Source organism: Vibrio algivorus (genome assembly GCF_030161215.1).
Classification (GTDB): domain Bacteria; phylum Pseudomonadota; class Gammaproteobacteria; order Enterobacterales; family Vibrionaceae; genus Vibrio; species Vibrio algivorus.
Genome location: NZ_BSPV01000006.1, coordinates 1 through 20,259 on the forward strand (window position 1 = coordinate 1; position 20,259 = coordinate 20,259).

The window sequence follows — 20,259 nt, forward strand, 5'->3', positions numbered from 1 at the left end:
GCCGCAAGGTGTGAGAGTTCAAGTCTCTCCGACCGCACCATTATTCAGTTGGGCTATCGCCAAGCGGTAAGGCACCGGCTTTTGATGCCGGCATTCCCTGGTTCGAATCCAGGTAGCCCAGCCATATAATAGTTCCTAGTCCCTAGTTTTCTAGTTACTAGGAATGTACTTCAAAAAATTGAAGTACATCTCGAAAAGCAAGCTTAACCAATCAGCTTGCTTTTTTTATCGAGAAAATTGAGAGCACTACTCTCAAACACGAACATGCGGACGTGGCGGAATTGGTAGACGCACCAGATTTAGGTTCTGGCGCCGCAAGGTGTGAGAGTTCAAGTCTCTCCGTCCGCACCATTATCTTCAAAGCCCACTTCATTGTGGGCTTTGTCGTTTTTAAATTGATAACTTTTCTAACTTTGTAATCCACATCACTTTTCACTTCTCAATTTTCGTTTCTTTATTCTTTATACCCAAGTAACCTCAAGATGCGAGTTTCAGCAAGATAACCGTAACTGTATATAAAGTAGGAAGAAATATGACAGAGTTATCTCTTATCATCAGTGGTTATAGTCATCAAGACGATCAGAATGGTCTTTATCGAGCAGAGTTAAACACTCGGACGAGTAAGCTTAATATTGAACCACTTAATATAGAACTAAAGCATCCATCCTACTTCGATTACTCAAACCATCAATTGAGTGTCGTATCCGAAGTATTAGAAACACAGGCTCCCGTCGTTTGCCAATATCAACTGACGAATGGAGCTCCTTTACTGTTATCTAAACAACCTATATGTGGTAGTAAGCCCTGCTACATTGAGCATTCATCAACACTACAATTCATTGCGACTGCGCAATATGGTACAGGTCATGTCGATATTTTTTCCTGTAATAGTCTAGGCACTATCGAGCAATATACTCAAACGATAGACAGCCAATCTTTTACGAATTCGGAAGAATTTGAATCTCACGCCCATCAAGCCACTTTCCTACCACTAAGCAATACACTAGTTACGGTTGATCTCGGTTGTGACAGCTTGCGTTTCTTTCCTTTAGAGCCATCAACAAACACATTCTCTGTAGCACATTCGTATAACATAGCTCTAGCTAATGAAAGTGGTCCTAGACATGCAGTTTTCACTAAAGATGAAACTTTCGGCTTGGTGTTATGCGAAATATCAGAGCAATTAATCACCTTGCATAAGGTACAAAATAAATGGCAAGTATTACGATCTCAATCAGCTTTGCCTAATACCGAAAACGGCCAAGCAGCAGGCGCAATTAAATTCTCGCCAGATGAACGATTTGTGTATGTGACAGGAAGACGCCAGAACTTAATTGCATGTTTTGAGTTTGATGGACAAAGTGGTGAATGCGCTCACCAATTTTCGATAAATTGTGGTGGTGAATTCGCCCGTGATTTTGCGATTTCAGATGATGGCAATTGGTTAGTAATAGCGAACCAACTAAGTAATAATCTTGTTGTGTTCAAGCGTGATAACCAAACGGGTGAACTGCAAGATACAAATATCAGACATAACATCCCCTCACCCACCTGTGTGAAATTTATCTGATCATACAGGATACGAGATACGAGATACGAGATACGAGATACGAGATAAATTTTAGTAGCAGCTTGCCATTTCGCAAGCTGCATACATTTCTAAGAGATTTATAACCCTAGAGCATACTTGAGCACTTGTTTCTTGATTTCACCAGAATGCTCGGCCGCTTTTAAAGCGACATTTCTAAGTAGTTTTAGGGGAGGAATATCATTACTGAACGTCTTATAGAAGAAATCCATTCCACTTTGCATCAATAGATTATCCGTACGCCTTTGCTTTTGATAATCGACAAAAGCCTGTTCAGAGTCGAGCCCTTTATCGGCAATGGTATCCAGCAGAACCGCGACATCTTTAAAACCTAAGTTAACGCCCTGCCCTGCTAATGGATTAATCGTATGAGCTGAATCACCAACCAATACACAACGATTCGCAAAATATTGTTGCGCATGGCGACGAGTAAGAGGGAAAGATCCGGCTTGAAGCACCGTAACATCACCAAGTTCTTTAGGGAAATGCGTCAGTACTTCTTGGCGTAAAGCTTCCGGTGATAAAGATTGCAATTGTTTAATGCGTTTAGAGCTGTCATACCACACCAATGATCCTTGCTGAACACCATCACTAGTCTTAGCTAACGGTAAGAACGAACGAGGGCCTGAAGGAGTAAACCATTGCCATGTCACATCACGTTGACTGCCATCAACTAAATCAGGTAACGCAACATTAATCAACATGCAGCGTTGGCGATAATCCCATGCCGTAATTCCGATATTCGCCTGTTGACGTACTTTGGAGTTGGCACCATCTGCACCCACAACCCATAAAGCTTCTAAACATTCACCAGAGTCCAAGTAAACTTTGGTTGATTCAGTCAGAAACTCTAATCTGTCTAAGCTATTTGGGCACATAATAGTTAAATTAGGGTAAGCATCAAATTGCTCCCACAAACCTAATTGTAATAGGCGGTTTTCAACCATATAGCCGAGTTTATCGAGATTAATATCATGAGCATGAAATCGAGTACGACATTCAGGATGTTCCCAAGTTTCGAGCCCCAAATATGGCGTAACACGTTTATCTTCTACTGACTGCCAAGCACCAAGCTGGCTTAGAAGATCAACCGAGGCTTTTGAAATAGCAGACACTCGTAGATCCATTGGCTGTGATGGTGCAAATGGCAATGGAGGTTTACCTTCAACCAAAGCAACCGTCTTTTTTTGCTTCGCGAGCCCAACTGCTAGAGCGGCTCCAACCATCCCACCACCAATGATCACCACATCAAACTTAGACATAACAAACCTCAAAAAAATATCTTGTGAGCATTCTACTCTACCTTGCAAATTTTTCAGCCATGTACCTCAAATTATTCAGTTTTCAGCAAGAACATTTCCTTACTGAAAATATGGCTATAATTCAATCAAGGCTTTGTACACTCTAAGATCTAGTCAGGTTGGATTTAAACCAGTACAATACGCGGCTTGCTAGATTTAAGCCTGATTTAAAACGGCACTCAACTAGCATAACGATGAGCAAAAGCTCAACCCAACACTGATTTAATACGAGCGAATGTGAAATGAGTAAGAAACTGCTAATTAAAACTTGGGGCTGTCAGATGAACGAATACGATTCATCGAAAATGGCCGACCTACTTAATGCCGCAAATGGATATGAGCTAACCGAAGATCCAGCGGAAGCAGATGTATTATTACTCAATACATGTTCGATTCGTGAAAAAGCACAAGAGAAAGTTTTCCACCAGCTTGGTCGTTGGAAAACACTAAAAGACAAAAAGGAAGGTGTGGTTATTGGTGTGGGTGGTTGTGTGGCTACCCAAGAAGGCGACCACATCCGCCAACGTGCGCCGTTTGTTGATGTTATCTTTGGCCCACAAACCCTTCACCGTCTACCTGAGATGATCAAACAATCACAAGCCAACACTGGCCCTGTGATGGATATTTCATTCCCAGAGATCGAAAAATTCGACAGCTTACCTGAACCTCGTGCTGACGGTGCGACTGCATTCGTTTCGATCATGGAAGGCTGCTCTAAATACTGTACTTACTGCGTAGTGCCTTATACTCGTGGTGAAGAAGTGAGCCGCCCAATGGACGATGTATTATTTGAAATCGCCCAGCTTGCCGAACAAGGTGTACGTGAAGTAAACCTACTAGGTCAAAACGTTAATGCGTACCGTGGCCCGATGCACGATGGCGATGATACCTGTACTTTTGCTGAATTGTTACGCTTAGTGGCGTCTATTGATGGTATCGACCGCATTCGTTTTACTACAAGCCACCCATTAGAGTTTGGTGATGACATCATTGCAGTATACGAAGATACTCCAGAATTGGTGAGTTTCTTACACCTACCAGTACAAAGTGGCTCAGATCGCATTCTTACCATGATGAAGCGTCCACACACTGGCCTTGAGTATAAATCGATTATTCGCAAGCTACGTAAAGCTCGTCCTGACATCCAAATCAGCTCTGATTTTATTGTTGGCTTCCCTGGTGAATCGAAGAAAGATTTTGAAGATACAATGAAGCTTATCAAAGATGTTGATTTTGACATGAGTTTTAGCTTTATTTTCTCTCCTCGCCCAGGTACACCAGCAGCAGACTACCCATGCGATGTGTCAGAATCAGAGAAGAAAGAAAGATTGTATGAACTCCAACAACAAATCAATGCACAAGCTATGCGATACTCTCGCTTAATGCTTGATACTGAACAACGCATTCTTGTTGAAGGGCCATCGAAAAGAAACTTGATGGAATTACGTGGCCGTACAGAAAACAACCGAGTCGTTAACTTTGAAGGTTCAGCAGACTTAATTGGTCAATTTGTTGACGTTCATATTACTGAAGTTCACCCTAATTCACTTCGTGGTACATTAATTCGTACTGAAGCTGAAATGGGCTTACGCTCAGCGGTATCTCCGGCTGAAATGATGAAAAAAACACGCAAAGAAGATGAATTAGGGGTTGTTACTTTCACGCCCTAACACCATCTTAAAAAGATAAGTTTAATAAAGCGGTTCGAATGGCTGATATAAAAAGCACGAACCGCTTATAGCGAGGGAAAACGTGAGCAATAAAATCGTAACGCTTGAAGTAAACCTAGAACCTTCCGATAACCACAGACTTTCGAGCCTTTGTGGCCCGTTTGATGACAATATCAAACATCTTGAACGTCGTTTAGGCGTTGAAATTAACCACCGCAGCAACTTTTTCACAATCACCGGCAAGCCTCATACTGCCGCTGCTGCGTTAGATATAATCAAAGATTTGTATGTCGACACGGCCCCTGTACGTGGAACGATTCCTGATCTAGAGCCCGAGCAAATTCATCTCGCGGTAAAAGAATCCGGCATTCTTGAGCAACACCAAGAACAACCGATGGAATACGGCAAAGAAGTCTTCATCAAAACGAAAAAAGGCGTGATCAAGCCTCGTACGCCAAATCAAGGTCAATACCTAGTCAACATGGTTACTCATGATATTAGTTTTGGTATAGGCCCTGCCGGTACAGGTAAAACCTATCTTGCGGTTGCTGCAGCCGTTGATGCATTAGAGCGTCAAGAGATTCGTCGTATTCTATTAACTCGCCCAGCCGTAGAGGCAGGTGAAAAACTCGGTTTCTTACCAGGGGATCTCAGCCAGAAAGTGGACCCATATTTACGTCCACTTTATGATGCCTTATTTGAAATGCTAGGCTTTGAACGCGTTGAAAAGTTAATTGAACGTAACGTTATTGAAGTAGCCCCCCTTGCTTATATGCGTGGTCGTACTTTAAATGATGCCTTTATCATTCTTGATGAGAGCCAAAATACTACCGTCGAACAAATGAAAATGTTCCTAACCCGTATCGGCTTTAACTCACGAGCAGTAATTACAGGCGACGTTACTCAAATCGATTTACCTCGTGGGGCTCGCTCAGGCTTGCGTCATGCCATCGAAGTGCTGTCAGAAGTAGAAGACATTAGCTTTAATTTCTTCCTAGCCGATGACGTAGTTCGTCACCCTGTCGTTGCTCGTATCGTTAACGCGTATGAGAAATGGGAAGCTCAAGATCAAAAAGAAAAAAAAGCGATAGAAAAGCGTCGCCGAGAAGAAAGAGAACAGCGTGAAGCTCAAGCAGCAGCGTTATTTTCAGCTGCTAATCCTCAGCAAGCAAGTCCTCAACAAGAGCAAGATGCGGAATAATACAAACTATGGCTATTGAACTCGATCTTCAAATTGCAGTCGAAGAAACGACAGGGCTTCCTACTGAGGCCCAATTACAACAATGGCTGGAATCGGCTATTACCTTATTTCAACCTCAAGCTGAAGTCACTATTCGCATTGTTGAAAATGAAGAAAGCCAACAATTAAATCGTGATTACCGAGGCAAAGATAAGCCAACTAACGTGCTATCATTCCCTTTTGAAGCGCCTCCAGGTATCGAAATCGACTTACTTGGTGATCTCATTATTTGTAAGCAAGTGGTTGAAGCGGAAGCAAAAGAGCAAGATAAGCCACTGTCAGCACATTGGGCGCATATGGTTGTACACGGTAGTCTTCATCTGCTAGGTTATGACCATATTGAAGATGAAGAAGCTGAAGAAATGGAAAGCATTGAAACCGAAATCATGCAAAAGCTCGGATTTGATGACCCGTACATTTCTGAAAAAGAATAGGTGCACCGTTACTTATTTTGATTAATATAATTGAATAACTATATCCAAGGTAATTGAAGTTGCAGTGAGGCGACAAGTGAATGAGGCCTCATGAGTTTAGCTTGCCTAAATGATTGGGGTGAATGAGCGCCGTCAACAAAGCTGCTACTTCAAGTACGAAGGATATCGCGAGCTATCCGCTTTTGATAGCGTTAACGAAAGAGTAGACATGAACGACAGTACCTCGCCTTCACATAATGAAGGCAATAATGATAAATCAGAAGGTCCCAGTAGAAAATCCTTCTTCGAACGCCTAGCTCACTTATTTCAAGGTGATCCTAAAGATCGTCAAGAGCTTGTCGAAGTATTTCGTGATTCAGAAGAGAATGATCTTATCGATCCTGACACACGAGATATGCTCGAAGGAGTGATGGAAATATCGGAAATGCGAGTGCGTGATATTATGATCCCACGCTCGCAAATGGTCACCATTAGCCGTGACTATGACCTAGATTCTTTAGCTACCTTAATCATTGACGCGACTCACTCTCGTTACCCTGTGATTAATGAAGACAAAGACCATATCGAAGGTATTTTACTTGCCAAGGATTTATTACGTTACTTGGTATCAGACAGTACTGAATTCATATTAAATGAAGTGGTACGCCCTGCGGTTGTTGTACCGGAGAGTAAACGAGTCGACCGTCTACTAAAGGAATTCCGTGAAGAGCGTTACCACATGGCAATTGTGGTAGATGAGTTTGGTGGCGTTTCTGGTCTTGTCACCATCGAGGATATTCTCGAAGAAATCGTAGGTGAAATCGAAGATGAATTCGACGATGAAGAAGCCGCCGATATTCGCCAACTCAGCAAGCATACCTTCTCAGTTCGTGCATTGACCGATATTGATGATTTCAACGATGCCTTTAACACTAATTTCAGTGATGAAGAAGTCGATACTATTGGTGGACTTGTCACTCTAACCTTTGGCCATCTACCAGAACGTGGTGAAGTGGTTGAACTTGATGGCTACAACTTTAAAGTGACGGCAGCAGACAACCGTAAGGTGATTCAGCTACAAGTCACGATTCCAACCAACTCAGAAACTAATATCGAGCCTGAAAGTAACGATTAGCAGCGAAGCCTCACTAACCTACGAAAGCAATCTGAACCTATGAAAACAATTTGGATTCAGCGCATTGGGCGGCCTTTATTGGCCGCTTTTATTGGCGCAACAACTACCCTTGCGTTTGCGCCATTTTCTTACTGGCCAATTGCTATTTTAAGCCCTTTCATTTTACTACTACTCCTTAATAAACAATCCGCTAAATTTGGCTTTTGGATTGCCTTTGCTTGGGGCTTAGGCCAATTTGGCACGGGTATCAATTGGGTACATGTCAGTATTGATACTTTTGGTGGCATGCCTAAAATTGCCAGCGTGACCCTAATGAGTGTACTGGTGGCTTATTTAGCACTCTACCCTGCTCTGTTTGGTGGCTTGCTCAACCGTTTTTTCCCGAAAATAAATGCTCAGCGTTTAGTCATTGCTGCTCCCATCATTTGGCTCATTACCGACTGGTTGCGCGGCTGGGTAATGACAGGCTTTCCATGGCTATGGTTAGGATACAGCCAAATTGATAGCCCGCTAAATGCCTATGCGCCGATCTCTGGTGTTGAAGCGATTACCCTCATGCTATGGATTCTTGCTGGTAGTTTTGCCTTAATCACCATAACAAAAAAGTGGGCTTACTTAGCGGTACCTACTGCTGTTTTCGTGGTCGCTTTTGCTTTAAATCAAATTTCATGGGTCAAGCCTGATCCTTCTACCAAAACTTCATTTGCACTTATCCAAGGCAATATTGATCAAAAAATGAAGTGGGTGCCTAGCCATCGCTGGCCTACCTTGATGAAATACACCGATATCAGCCGAGACAATTGGGGCACCGATATTATCATTTGGCCTGAAGCAGCAATTCCTGCTTTAGAATCTGATTTACCAGCATTTTTACATAATTTAGATACCGCAGCAAAAGCCAATAACAGCGCTTTAATTACTGGTGTGCTATCACAAGATGATATGGGACACTTTTATAACAACGTTCTGACGCTCGGCCAAAATGGTTTAGGCCCGTACGATTACGACACGGCTAAACGCTATAGCAAACACCATTTATTACCTTTTGGTGAGTTTGTACCATTTGGTGACTTACTGCGCCCTATCGCACCTTTCTTTAATTTACCAATGTCATCATTCCAGCGCGGTGATTTCATCCAACCAAACCTCATAGCCAATGGTCGTCACTTAGTCGCCGCTTTATGCTATGAGATCATTTTCAGCGAGCAAGTACGTCAAAATGTTACCCCTGATACAGACTTCATCTTAACGCTTTCTAATGATGCTTGGTTTGGCCATTCGATTGGTCCACTACAACATATGGAAATTGCGCGTATGCGAGCCCTAGAGCTTGGTAAGCCGCTTATCCGTGCCACCAACAACGGTGTAACTGCTGTCACCGATTACAAAGGCCGCATTACGCAACAAGTACCACAGTTCCAAACGGAAGTATTAAAAGCCGAAGTGACCTCAACATCAGGCAATACGCCTTATAGAACACTAGGATCTTGGTTGTTGTACTTATGGTGTACCCTGGGATTATTTGCTATTTGGTTTCAACAAAGAAAAGCGAATAAATAGAAATACGCTCTGATCAAAAAAGTAGATTAATAAACAACAATAAAGTCGCACAAGTCACTAAACTTATGCGGCTTTTTTATCAACCTTTTTTATCAACAAAGACATATCACTTATCAGTGTGGTTGGTATTATATTCAAATGACTTGAATATATACCCAAGTGACTTCAATATGCAGAATTCAGAGCTATCATCCAAGCCTTTAGGCAAGGAAGATTGTCGAAGGAATGTAGGTACCTTTCAAACCAATCTGACGCTGTATAAAGGTTTGGATGAAGCTCCCCAAGGGCAAGTTAAAACAAGCTTTATGCTGCGTTAAATTGAACAGAGATAGAATAACTATGATCATCTTCAATTTGCCTTGCCTAAAACTTGTTTTATTCTTGCTGAAACATGCACCTTGACGTTACTTGGGTATATTAAGCAAAGCTTTTTAAAACACTGGCTAATAAATCAATACGAGGTTTGATCGAATCAATCAGTAGGTATTCTTTGTCAGAATGGAAACCAGCACCCATTGGACCAAAACCATCTAACGTTGGCGTACCGACATTAGCCGTAAAGTTACCATCAGAGCCGCCACCAGCATCTTCCCAACCATATTGAATACCTAGTGCGTCCGCTTTTTCACTGACAAGCTTAATCATTTCTTCAGTGGCATCAGTTGGCTGCATTGATGGTTTAAACGCCAAGCGATTCACCTCAACACTTGCGCCTTTTTCAAACGGTGTGTTCGCCATTTTACGCAGCTTAGCATCAATCGATTCTGCTTCTTCATTATTCCAGAAACGAAGGTCAACCGTCGCTTTGGCGTAATCTGGCACAACGTTCACCGCAAGGCCACCTTCGATAATACCAACATTCATAGTAGTGCCCGTTTCAAGGTTAACCAGATCTTTAATCGCTAGCGACCAGTGGCTCAACTCATAAATCGCTGATACACCATCTTGCAGTGCAGAACCGGCGTGAGAAGCCACTCCTTTAAACACTAATTCATATTTAGCATTCCCTTTACGTGAGCGAATTAAATTACCGCTAACTCGAGCGGCTTCACACACCAATACTCGTTTACTCTTTCTCGCCATAGCTTCAATCCATGGACGAGAATACATAGAACCAATTTCTTCATCGCAGTTTAACGCCACGAGTATTGCAAGATTATTTTTTTCTTCATCGGTCAGTTGTTGCAGCGCATACCAAGCACTTAAGATGCCTGATTTCATATCTGAGGTGCCTGGGCCATAAATCTTTTCTTCATCAAAAGTTAATGGTCGTTGTGCGACAGTACCTTCAGGGAAAACCGTGTCCATGTGACCACTCAACATCACATCGTATTGTTCCGCCTCTGGCTTATTGGTAATTTCCAAACATGGGCCGGCCTTATCATCAATATGGTGACGAACCACCGTAAAGCCAATTTGTTCAAACATCGGAGTTAGAATGTCGGCAATTTTAGCCACACCTTGTGGAGTACGAGTACCGCAATCAACATTAACTAATGTTTCTAACTGTTGGATATAAGTTTTAAGATCAAATGAGTGAGACATAAACGCTCCTAAAAAATAAAAGCCCACAAACCTGTGAGCTTTTGAAAATCAATTTATTATTAAGCTGCCATCATTGGTACTAAGAACACAGTCCCTATAATCACCGTTGCCAGACCACAAATAACCGGCACAAAAGTACGTTTAACGACATCAAATGGGCTTACTTGTCCCATACCTGAGGTAGCAACAATAACCCCCGAAACTGGAGAAATCGTACGACCTAAATTGGAAGCTTGTAGCATTGGAATAATTAAGAATGCAGGGTTGATACCCATTTTAGCAGCAAGAGATGGTGCTAATTCAACAAATGCATAAAATGATGCATTACCTGAACCCGTTGCAATAGAAGCAGCAACTGTAATAGCCGTAAGAAGTAACATCAATGCCACTGCACCTGCACCTGCGTTATCCGCAAGACCAAGTAACGCATCAATCGCACCAACCGACATTAAGCCTTGAGCAAACAAACCAGCACCAACCAATAGCATTACCACGCCTTTAAACGCATCGGCCATACCTTGGTAACATACTTCTAAATCTTCTACCGCTTTTTTGCCATCAAAACGATTAGAAACGTAATGCACCACAGCACCAATAAAGATAGAAAGTACCACAATAGTATAAATATCTAGCGTCATACCTGGGATGGTTTCTCCATTAAATAAGAACACGCCCACAATTGGTAGAAATGGTAAAATAGAATAATAAGCTGGCGCACTTGTATCAATATGAGAAATATCGACTTTTTCCATTGGCGTATTGTCTTTCTTGTCTAGGTACTTGTTCCAGAAGAAAGCAGCAATAGCCATTACGATAATTGCTGAAATAGATACTGGTAATACCGTTTCAACCGCAAAAACATGCAGAGGAATACCAGATTTCTGTGCGGCAATAACCACATCACCAGAAGTTGGAGATAAGATAATTGCGGCAGGAGAGGCACATACTGCGACGGCTGCTGGACGAGAAATCCCCATTGCAGTCATCATTGGGAATAATGTCGCCATTAACAGCACACCAAGCCCAGTAGCTGAACTTACCGCAAGTGACATTAAGCATGCAACAATATAAGCTGCCACCAAAAGAACATAAGGTGACTTGATAAAAGATAAAGGTTTAGAAAACTGCTTCACAACAATATTGTTAGCACCAATATGTGTCATGTAAGAAGCAAAACCACATAACAACATAATTTGTAGCCCTAAACCGCCATTATAACCTTGCAAAGTATTTTTTAAGAAAAACAGCGCATCAGTAAAAAAGCTACCCGTTGACTCCATCCCTTCTGGTAATACTGAATGACCTAATGGTTTTGCTAACAATAGCAATAATGTACCGGCGGTTAATAGTACACCAGTAGGTTTATAACCTTTTACAATAAAATAGCCCACCGCAATGGTCACAACCAGACCAACTAATAGTTCTAACATAAATGTTTGCCTTTATCTTTTAGAAGTTTTTATATACCCAAGTGGCTTCAAGATCTTGTAAAACTCACACCTTGAAGTTAGTTGGGTACAAAACTTCAAATTTTTAGTAATTTTGGTTGCAGGAAATTACCAAAAGGCATCACAACAAATATTAATCTCTATCAATTTTTAGGCTTGTAGCGCTGAATTTGGGTGCCTCAACACATATTTATTGATTTATCGCATATAAAGACACTTTTACCATGACACTACGGTTTTAAAGGAACGCGAGTAAAGGCTCCATTACCACATTGGATACAAGGGGTGATTTCGCGTGGGTGACTATATTCTTGCCTGTGGCCACATTTTTCACATACTAAAGCGCCCAGCCCAATCACATCACCAACTTCATAGAGTCCTTTATGCTCAATATCTTGAAATACTTCCATCCACTCGATTTGTGTTTTATCAGTAATATCAAGTAAACCTTGCCAAATAGATTCGGCAATGACGTCTCTAAATGGGTCATTCGCTATCGCTTCTTTGTCTTTTTCATAATTTTCCGCAAACTCTTTAAGATCCGATTTCACGTATCGACTAATAAGTTCGTACTCATCTTTAGTCATATCCTTAGTCGCTTGCCACATCTTTTTTGGTGTATCGAGCGCTTTATTTAACTCTTCCGGTGTATGCTTTAAGTTATCAATAATCTCTTCTAACAACTTTTTATAATCTTGATTACGCTTTGACATATTGCTCTCCTTAACCATCTAGTTAACTACAGGGTCACATTGCCTATTGTTGTGCGCAACCCCTTTAAGGTATTCTATGCTGATCAAGTATTATCGGTTTTAACCGATCTCACAAATCTACGATTACCGGATATCATCGATGCAAGAGCATAAAGTGAAATTATCAGAACATTATAATCCTCAAGATATTGAGCCAAAGGTTCAACAACACTGGGATGACAGCAAAATATTTGAAGTAACAGAAGATCCAAACAAAGAAAAATTCTACTGTTTGTCTATGTTCCCTTACCCAAGTGGCCGCCTGCACATGGGGCACGTTCGTAATTACACTATCGGTGATGTAGTTTCTCGCTATCAACGTCTACAAGGTAAAAACGTCATGCAACCTATTGGTTGGGATGCGTTTGGCCTACCGGCTGAAAATGCTGCAGTAAAAAATAAAACTGCACCAGCACCATGGACTTACGAAAACATCGAATACATGAAAAACCAGCTTAAACTATTAGGCTTTGGTTATGACTGGAATCGTGAGTTTGCGACTTGTACTCCTGAATACTACCGTTGGGAGCAAGAGTTCTTTACTAAGCTGTATGAAAAAGGCCTAGTTTACAAAAAAACCTCTTCTGTGAACTGGTGTCCTAATGACATGACCGTTCTCGCCAACGAACAAGTAGAAGATGGTTGCTGCTGGCGTTGTGATACTCCAGTTGAACAAAAAGAAATTCCACAGTGGTTTATTAAAATTACTGAATACGCACAAGAGCTACTTGACGATCTTGATAACTTAGACGGCTGGCCTGAGATGGTTAAAACCATGCAGCGCAACTGGATTGGCCGCTCTGAAGGTGTTGAATTAACCTTTAAAGTTAACGGTCAAGCGGATCTAGAAGTGTATACCACGCGTCCTGACACGCTAATGGGTGTGACTTATGTTGGTATCGCTGCTGGCCACCCACTTGCAACTATTGCAGCACAAAATAACCCTGAACTTGCCGCTTTCTGTGAAGAGTGCAAAAACACCAAAGTTGCTGAAGCTGAATTAGCAACAATGGAAAAGAAAGGCATGGATACTGGCCTAACTGCTATTCACCCATTAAACGGCAAAGAAGTGCCTGTTTATGTAGCGAACTTCGTATTAATGGATTATGGCACAGGTGCGGTAATGGCGGTTCCTGCTCACGATCAACGTGACTTTGAATTTGCTACTAAATACGGTCTAAACATCGGAGCTGTTATTCTTAATGAAGAAGGTAACCAACCAGATGTTAGCGATGCTGCTTACACTGAAAAAGGTAAGCTATTCAACTCTGGTGAATTTGATGGTCTTGATTTCCAAGATGCCTTTGATGCAATCGCAGCCAAGCTAGAATCTGAAGGTAAAGGCAAGAAAACCGTAAACTTCCGTCTACGTGACTGGGGGGTATCTCGCCAACGTTACTGGGGTGCGCCAATTCCAATGGTGACCACTGATGATGGTGAAGTACATCCTGTTCCTGCTGACCAACTTCCGGTTATCCTACCTGAAGATGTGGTAATGGATGGCGTAACTAGCCCAATTAAAGCCGACAAAGCTTGGGCAGAAACCACTTTCAATGGCGAACATGCATTACGTGAAACAGATACTTTCGATACCTTCATGGAATCCTCTTGGTACTATGCACGTTACTGCTCTCCACAAGCCGATGACATTCTCGACCCAGAAAAAGCCAACTACTGGCTACCTGTTGATCAATATGTCGGTGGTATCGAACATGCTTGTATGCACCTATTATACTCACGTTTCTTCCACAAATTATTACGCGATGCAGGTTATGTCACTTCTGATGAGCCGTTCAAGCAACTGCTTTGTCAAGGCATGGTACTCGCCGATGCTTTCTACCACACCAACGAGAAAGGCACAAAAGAGTGGATCGCCCCAACAGATGTAACGGTTGAGCGTGATGGTAAAGGTCGTATTGAAAAAGCGGTTGATAACCAAGGTCGTAACGTTGAACACTCAGGCATGATCAAAATGTCTAAGTCGAAAAACAATGGTATCGATCCGCAAGAAATGGTGGATAAATACGGCGCAGATACCGTTCGTTTATTCATGATGTTTGCTTCACCTGCTGATATGACGCTGGAGTGGCAAGAATCAGGTGTAGAAGGTGCAAACCGCTTCTTACGTCGTGTATGGAAACTAGTTGGTGAGCATACTTCTAAAGGTGACGTTGAAGCCTTAGATGTTGCTGCGTTAACTGGCGATCAAAAAGCACTGCGTCGTGATGTTCATAAAACTATTGCTAAAGTAAGTGATGATGTTGGCCGTCGTCAGACATTTAATACCGCGATTGCTGCCATCATGGAATTAATGAATAAACTTGGTAAAGCTTCACAAGAAAGCGTACAAGATCGAGCTATCCTTGATGAAGCATTAAAAGCTGTGGTTCGTATGCTCTACCCTATCACTCCTCATATTTGTCATGAATTATGGAACGCTTTAGGTGAATCTGATGTCGATAGCTGTGAGTGGCCGACATTTGATGAAAAAGCGTTAGTAGAAGATGAAAAACTCATCATCGTTCAGGTTAATGGCAAGCTACGCGCGAAACTAACGGTTCCTGCGGATATTAGCAAAGATGATATTGAAGCGATGGGCTTAAGTGATGAGAACGTGACTAAGTTCACCGACGGTTTGACTGTACGTAAAGTCATTTATGTTCCAGGAAAACTATTGAATATAGTCGCAAACTAAATTCAGTTTAACGACAATACTAAACGAGGCGTAAATGGGCATAAGTCCATTTACGCTTATGTTTATCTTATGGGTTTTTATCTCAAGAACTTATAAGATAAACATTAAATAAAACCAACTAATTAGATAGAGGTGATCCTTAGTGGCACATTTGTTTTCTCGCTCTCGCGTTCGTCTTCTTGCCATTTTAGGTCTTGCCATGATGACCAGTGCATGTGGTTTCCACTTCAGAGGTAACTACCTATTACCCGAAGAAGTTTCAACTATTTCCGTCACCAGCTTTGACTCTTACAACCAAATCACCCGTGATGTGAAAAATCAATTACGTCTTAATGGTGTTGATGTTGTTTCACCAGGTGCCAACATCACTAACCTACACCTAGTTCGTGAAACCGCCAATGATGACAGTGATAATGGCCGAACTTTATCCTTGTACCAAAACTCACGAGCGGCGGAATATGAATTATCTTATCGTGTTTCTTACCAAGTATCGGTTCCGGGTTATGACAAGAAAACTTTTAACGTCAATATTACTCGTAGCTATTTAGATAACCCATTAGCGGCATTGGCTAAGTCGGTTGAACGAGATCTGATAGTTAAAGAAATGCGCGAACAAGCCGCTGAGCAAATTATACGCCAAATGGCACGCTTAAAAGCCCAATTAGTGGTGACGCCGGCTGGAAGTGATGAATTACAAGACTTCCCAACCGATATTGATGGTACTGAAAATCAACTAGAAACCACCACTATTGACGAAGGCGTAGAGCAAACCATATCGACGAATGAAGTATCAAACGATAGTGATGGCTCAGTCACCAACGACTCTCAAACTGAAACGCCATAATAACAATGCGTATATTTGCCGATAAGCTGGCTGAAAATCTTGAACGAAAATCCTTCCCTATTTATTTATTTATGGGGAATGAGCCTTTATTGCTACAAGAAAGCAAAGATCTACTATATAAACATGCTAAAGAGAAAGGCTTCTTAGATAAACAGCGGTTTACTCTGGATAAGCAAGTTGACTGGAATCAGATATTTGACTGCTGTCAGGCATTAAGCCTATTTTCCAACCAACAAATCATTGAGTTAGAAATACCAGAAACAGGTGTTACTGCCGCAAGTGCCAAAGAGTTGGTTAACTTAGCAGGCATGCTTAATCCTGACATTTTATTGGTCGTGATTGGTAATAAACTATCGCGTGCTCAAGAAAATACCAAGTGGTTTAAAGCATTACACCAAAATGGTCTATTAGTCAGCTGTAATAGCCCTGAGCTACGTCTGTTACCACAGTTTGTTCAGCACCGTTGTCGTAAATTAAAACTCACACCCGATGCAGAAGCCGTACAAATGCTGGCTCAATGGCACGAAGGTAATTTACTGGCACTAGCGCAAAGCTTAGAAAAATTGGCGCTATTGTACCCAGACGGCAACCTGACTTTGCCAAGAGTAGAGTCATCACTGAGTCGACACAACCACTTTACTCCTTTTCAATGGACCGATGCTCTTCTTGCTGGGCAAGCTAAACGAGCCCAGCGAATCTTGCGCCAATTGCAAGCAGAAGGCCAAGAAGCGATCATATTGCTGCGTACTATACAAAAAGAGCTCTTCCTGCTCATCGAAATGAGACAAGCTTTTGATCATGGCGCAGTACTCGGCAAAATATTTGACCAACATCGAATCTGGCAAAACAAGCGCCCGCTCTATACATCGGCACTGCAACGATTAAACTTAGCGTTTTTACAAAAACAGGTTCATCTGTTGTGCCAATTAGAATTGTCTGTCAAAACAACGTTTGATCAAGAACCTTGGCCAAAGCTTAGCCAGTTATCAATCGAACTATGCCAACCGACAGCGGCGCTATCTCGTTTAGAACAACCTATTTAACCTGAACTCTGGATAAGAAAGTCAATTAAACATGTATATCAATAAATTAGTAATTCATTATTACAGTGCATCTATTTTTGATGAATAACTAGGCAAAATCATAAGTCAATAGCTAGTCTATTGCGTTGATTTTAACGACGTTAGGCGCAAAAAGAGATGTGCTGTGAGGCTTAAATTATCCAAAGTTCAGGTTATTTAACCACCCACTAAACTTTCAATTTAGTGGTTTCTTTCCAAACCCGGTATTTCCCCTTACCATTAAGAAGTACCATTAAATACCATATTAAAGAGGCAATACTTTGCAACTGAATGAGTTAAAAGATTTTCTTGCTGATAAAGCAGATGACATGAAAGCTGAAAACATCATCACTCTTGATGTTAAAGGTAAATCAAGTGTAACTGACTACATGATCGTATGTACTGGCACTTCAAAGCGCCACGTTGCTTCAATTGCAGATAATGTTGCGAAAGAAGCGAAAATCGCCGGCATTGAAGCTTTAGGTATTGATGGTGAAGAAGAAGGCGAATGGGTCGTGGTAGATATGGGATCTGTCATGGTTCATATCATGCAAGAATCATCTCGCGATTTATACCAATTGGAAAAATTGTGGGGTTAATCCCCCACCACACTGTTGGAGCCAGTAAGTGAAAATTCAACTTATTGCAGTCGGAACCAAGATGCCTAAATGGGTCGAAGACGGCTTTTACGAATATCAGCGTCGCTTTCCAAGTGATATGCCGTTTGATTTAGTCGAAATTCCAGCCGGAAAACGTGGTAAAAATGCCGATATTGCAAGAATTTTGCAAAAAGAAGGCGAAGCGATGCTAGCCGCTGTACCTAAAGGAAATCGCATTATAACATTAGACATTCCAGGAAAACGTTGGGATACCGGTCAATTGGCTTCTCAACTCGATGCTTGGAAATTAGATGGCCGTGATGTATCGATTTTAATTGGTGGACCAGAAGGGCTTGCTCCAGCGTGTAAAGCGGCTGCCGATCAAAGTTGGTCTCTTTCACCACTGACTTTGCCACACCCAATGGTTCGCGTCATTATGGCAGAAAGCCTGTACCGAGCTTGGAGCGTCACAGCTAATCACCCGTACCACCGAGAATAATAAAGAATGAGACGTAGACGTAGCCAAATACGCGATTACACTGCTGAAGCTAAATTGTTCGCACGACGCTCAATTGTTGCGTTTATAGGCATCATTATGTTGGTTGGTATTTTGCTAGCCAACCTTTATTACATTCAAGTCGAACAGTATCAAGACTATAAAACTCGTTCAAACGATAACCGTATTAAAATAGTCCCGATCGCGCCCAATCGTGGTCTTATTTACGATCGTAATGGTAAATTACTGGCATCTAACCGTCCGGTATATAACCTTGAGATTACGCCAGAGAAAGTTCCGGATATCGATAAGACTATCGAAGAGCTGCGTAAAATTTTACCCATTACTGATGAGCAAGTTGCCGCCTTCCAAAAAGAGCGACTGCATATTAGACACTACAAGCCCGTTCCATTACTAACCCAGTTAACTAACGAGCAAGTGGCAAAATTTTCTGTCGACCAATATAAGTTTCCAGGGGTAGAGATCACCGCCGTATTAAAACGTTACTACCCATACGGTTCAGTGTTAACTCATGTTTTAGGGTATGTTTCTCGTATCAATGATCGCGATATATTACGTTTAACCGAAGAAGATAAAGTCTCAAATTATCAAGCGACTCGTGATATTGGTAAATTAGGTATCGAACGTTATTACGAAGATGTTTTACACGGCACATCTGGTTATCAGGAGGTAGAGGTCAATAGCCGGGGTCGTATCATTCGCACCCTAAAATACGTGCCACCGATCCCAGGTAAAGATATTGTTCTGAACTTAGATATTAACCTACAACAATACGCTTATAAGTTAATGGATGACCGACGAGGCTCGATCATTATTCTCGATCCAGCTGATAATGGAGTTTTAGCAATGGTATCCAGCCCAAGCTATGATCCAAATGCTTTTGTTCATGGCATCAGTGGCAAGGCCTATAATAAGTTATTGAATGATCCAAACCGCCCACTCGTCAACCGAGCAACTTTAGGTATCTATCCACCCGCTTCGACGGTTAAACCCTTTATTGCGGTATCAGCATTAACCGAAGGTGTGATCACCACTAAAACCACCCGTAATGATCCGGGAATTTGGTATATTCCGCACGCACGAAGCCATAAAGGTTATCGAGACTGGAGCCGCTGGGGACATGGTGTGGTTGATGTGAAAAAATCAATTGAAGAATCGGTTGATACCTTTTACTACCAAATCGCATTTGATTTAGGCATCGATCGCCTCTCTAAATGGATGAATAAATTTGGTTTTGGTGAATATACCGGAATTGATTTACACGAAGAAAGCAGCGCAAATATGCCTACTCGTGACTGGAAAATGGCTCGTCACCGCACTCCTTGGTATCAAGGTGATACTATACCTGTCGGAATTGGACAGGGTTATTGGACAGCAACACCAATGCAAATAGCCAAAGCATTATCGGTTTTAGTTTCACACGGCAAAGTGCGAGCACCTCACCTCCTACGGGCTACTATCGACAAAGCTGAACCTAATCAAAAACCAGTATTAAGCCCAATAAAAACATTCCCAACCATTAAAGGGGTTAAAGATTCAGATTGGGAAATCGCCAAAGAAGGTATGCACTTGGTTGCTACAGGATCACGAGGTACAGCACGCCGCTCATTCTATGGCGCAAAGTATGAAGCTGCCGTCAAATCAGGGACCGCACAAGTCTATGGGTTAAAGGAAGGTGAGAAATATAATGCTGATGAGGTTGCTGAACACTTACGCGATCACGCCTTATTAATGGGCTTCGCACCATTGGAAGATCCTAAACTTATCGTCGCCATGGTTCTTGAAAATGCCGGTGGTGGTTCTGGCGTAGGTGGTCCAATCGCCCGTGAAATCTTTGACCATGTACTCGTTGAATCACCAAATGATACGGATAAAGAGGATAAAAAGTAGT

16 protein-coding genes and 2 tRNA genes are annotated in these 20,259 nt (G+C 41.9%); 14 read left to right on the forward strand and 4 right to left on the reverse strand.

Annotated features, from left to right (window positions below; translation table 11 throughout):
- Positions 1 to 49 precede the first annotated feature (49 nt).
- The 3 genes from QQJ93_RS09040 (at position 50) to QQJ93_RS09050 (ending at position 1,570) form a co-directional block, all read left to right on the forward strand.
- A tRNA-Gln gene (locus QQJ93_RS09040) sits at positions 50 to 124 on the forward strand.
- A gap of 142 nt (positions 125 to 266) precedes the next feature.
- Positions 267 to 351, forward strand: a tRNA-Leu gene (locus tag QQJ93_RS09045).
- A gap of 181 nt (positions 352 to 532) precedes the next feature.
- A complete protein-coding gene (locus QQJ93_RS09050; protein ID WP_089122515.1) occupies positions 533 to 1,570 on the forward strand; it encodes a lactonase family protein in 1,038 nt (345 codons plus the stop codon).
- A 98-nt stretch (positions 1,571 to 1,668) separates the two neighbouring features.
- On the opposite strand, the gene QQJ93_RS09055 is transcribed toward QQJ93_RS09050, so the two are convergent.
- Positions 1,669 to 2,850, reverse strand: coding sequence for a 2-octaprenyl-3-methyl-6-methoxy-1,4-benzoquinol hydroxylase (locus QQJ93_RS09055; protein WP_089122514.1), 1,182 nt, complete (start codon positions 2,848 to 2,850; stop codon positions 1,669 to 1,671).
- Between the two features lie 281 nt (positions 2,851 to 3,131).
- Between QQJ93_RS09055 and miaB the strand changes: the two genes are divergently transcribed.
- From miaB to lnt, 5 genes are all read left to right on the forward strand, one after another.
- Positions 3,132 to 4,559: a tRNA (N6-isopentenyl adenosine(37)-C2)-methylthiotransferase MiaB gene (gene miaB / locus QQJ93_RS09060; RefSeq protein WP_089122513.1), complete on the forward strand. Its 1,428-nt coding sequence runs from the start codon at positions 3,132 to 3,134 to the stop codon at positions 4,557 to 4,559.
- A gap of 82 nt (positions 4,560 to 4,641) precedes the next feature.
- Complete coding sequence (locus QQJ93_RS09065) at positions 4,642 to 5,760, forward strand: PhoH family protein (RefSeq protein ID WP_089122512.1); 1,119 nt, start codon at positions 4,642 to 4,644, stop codon at positions 5,758 to 5,760.
- Between the two features lie 8 nt (positions 5,761 to 5,768).
- Positions 5,769 to 6,233, forward strand: coding sequence for an rRNA maturation RNase YbeY (ybeY, locus tag QQJ93_RS09070; protein WP_089122511.1), 465 nt, complete (start codon positions 5,769 to 5,771; stop codon positions 6,231 to 6,233).
- A 208-nt stretch (positions 6,234 to 6,441) separates the two neighbouring features.
- Complete coding sequence (gene corC / locus QQJ93_RS09075) at positions 6,442 to 7,347, forward strand: CNNM family magnesium/cobalt transport protein CorC (protein WP_089123553.1); 906 nt, start codon at positions 6,442 to 6,444, stop codon at positions 7,345 to 7,347.
- A gap of 39 nt (positions 7,348 to 7,386) precedes the next feature.
- Entirely contained in the window at positions 7,387 to 8,907 is a 1,521-nt protein-coding gene (gene lnt / locus QQJ93_RS09080; RefSeq protein WP_089122510.1) for an apolipoprotein N-acyltransferase, read from the forward strand.
- A gap of 417 nt (positions 8,908 to 9,324) precedes the next feature.
- Here the strand turns inward: lnt and QQJ93_RS09085 are convergent, their stop codons facing one another.
- From QQJ93_RS09085 to QQJ93_RS09095, 3 genes are all read right to left on the reverse strand, one after another.
- Positions 9,325 to 10,452, reverse strand: a complete 1,128-nt coding sequence (locus QQJ93_RS09085) for a M20 family metallopeptidase (RefSeq protein WP_089122509.1) — start codon at positions 10,450 to 10,452, stop codon at positions 9,325 to 9,327.
- A 59-nt stretch (positions 10,453 to 10,511) separates the two neighbouring features.
- The gene (dcuC, locus tag QQJ93_RS09090) at positions 10,512 to 11,882 is read right to left on the reverse strand and encodes an anaerobic C4-dicarboxylate transporter DcuC (protein WP_089122508.1); all 1,371 of its coding nucleotides are present in this window, start codon (positions 11,880 to 11,882) and stop codon (positions 10,512 to 10,514) included.
- A 248-nt stretch (positions 11,883 to 12,130) separates the two neighbouring features.
- The gene (locus tag QQJ93_RS09095; RefSeq protein WP_089122507.1) at positions 12,131 to 12,613 is read right to left on the reverse strand and encodes a zinc ribbon-containing protein; all 483 of its coding nucleotides are present in this window, start codon (positions 12,611 to 12,613) and stop codon (positions 12,131 to 12,133) included.
- A 139-nt stretch (positions 12,614 to 12,752) separates the two neighbouring features.
- On the opposite strand from QQJ93_RS09095, the gene leuS reads away from it, so the two are divergent.
- The 6 genes from leuS to mrdA all read left to right on the forward strand — a co-directional run bounded on the left by leuS (position 12,753) and on the right by mrdA (position 20,258).
- A complete protein-coding gene (gene leuS, locus QQJ93_RS09100) occupies positions 12,753 to 15,347 on the forward strand; it encodes a leucine--tRNA ligase (protein ID WP_089122506.1) in 2,595 nt (864 codons plus the stop codon).
- A 142-nt stretch (positions 15,348 to 15,489) separates the two neighbouring features.
- Entirely contained in the window at positions 15,490 to 16,191 is a 702-nt protein-coding gene (locus QQJ93_RS09105) for an LPS-assembly lipoprotein LptE (protein WP_284186079.1), read from the forward strand.
- Between the two features lie 5 nt (positions 16,192 to 16,196).
- Complete coding sequence (gene holA, locus QQJ93_RS09110; RefSeq protein ID WP_089122505.1) at positions 16,197 to 17,234, forward strand: DNA polymerase III subunit delta; 1,038 nt, start codon at positions 16,197 to 16,199, stop codon at positions 17,232 to 17,234.
- Between the two features lie 299 nt (positions 17,235 to 17,533).
- Positions 17,534 to 17,851: a ribosome silencing factor gene (gene rsfS, locus QQJ93_RS09115; RefSeq protein ID WP_089122504.1), complete on the forward strand. Its 318-nt coding sequence runs from the start codon at positions 17,534 to 17,536 to the stop codon at positions 17,849 to 17,851.
- 28 nt (positions 17,852 to 17,879) lie between these two features.
- Positions 17,880 to 18,350: a 23S rRNA (pseudouridine(1915)-N(3))-methyltransferase RlmH gene (rlmH, locus tag QQJ93_RS09120; RefSeq protein ID WP_089122503.1), complete on the forward strand. Its 471-nt coding sequence runs from the start codon at positions 17,880 to 17,882 to the stop codon at positions 18,348 to 18,350.
- A 6-nt stretch (positions 18,351 to 18,356) separates the two neighbouring features.
- Complete coding sequence (gene mrdA / locus QQJ93_RS09125; RefSeq protein WP_089122502.1) at positions 18,357 to 20,258, forward strand: penicillin-binding protein 2; 1,902 nt, start codon at positions 18,357 to 18,359, stop codon at positions 20,256 to 20,258.
- Position 20,259 lies beyond the last annotated feature (1 nt).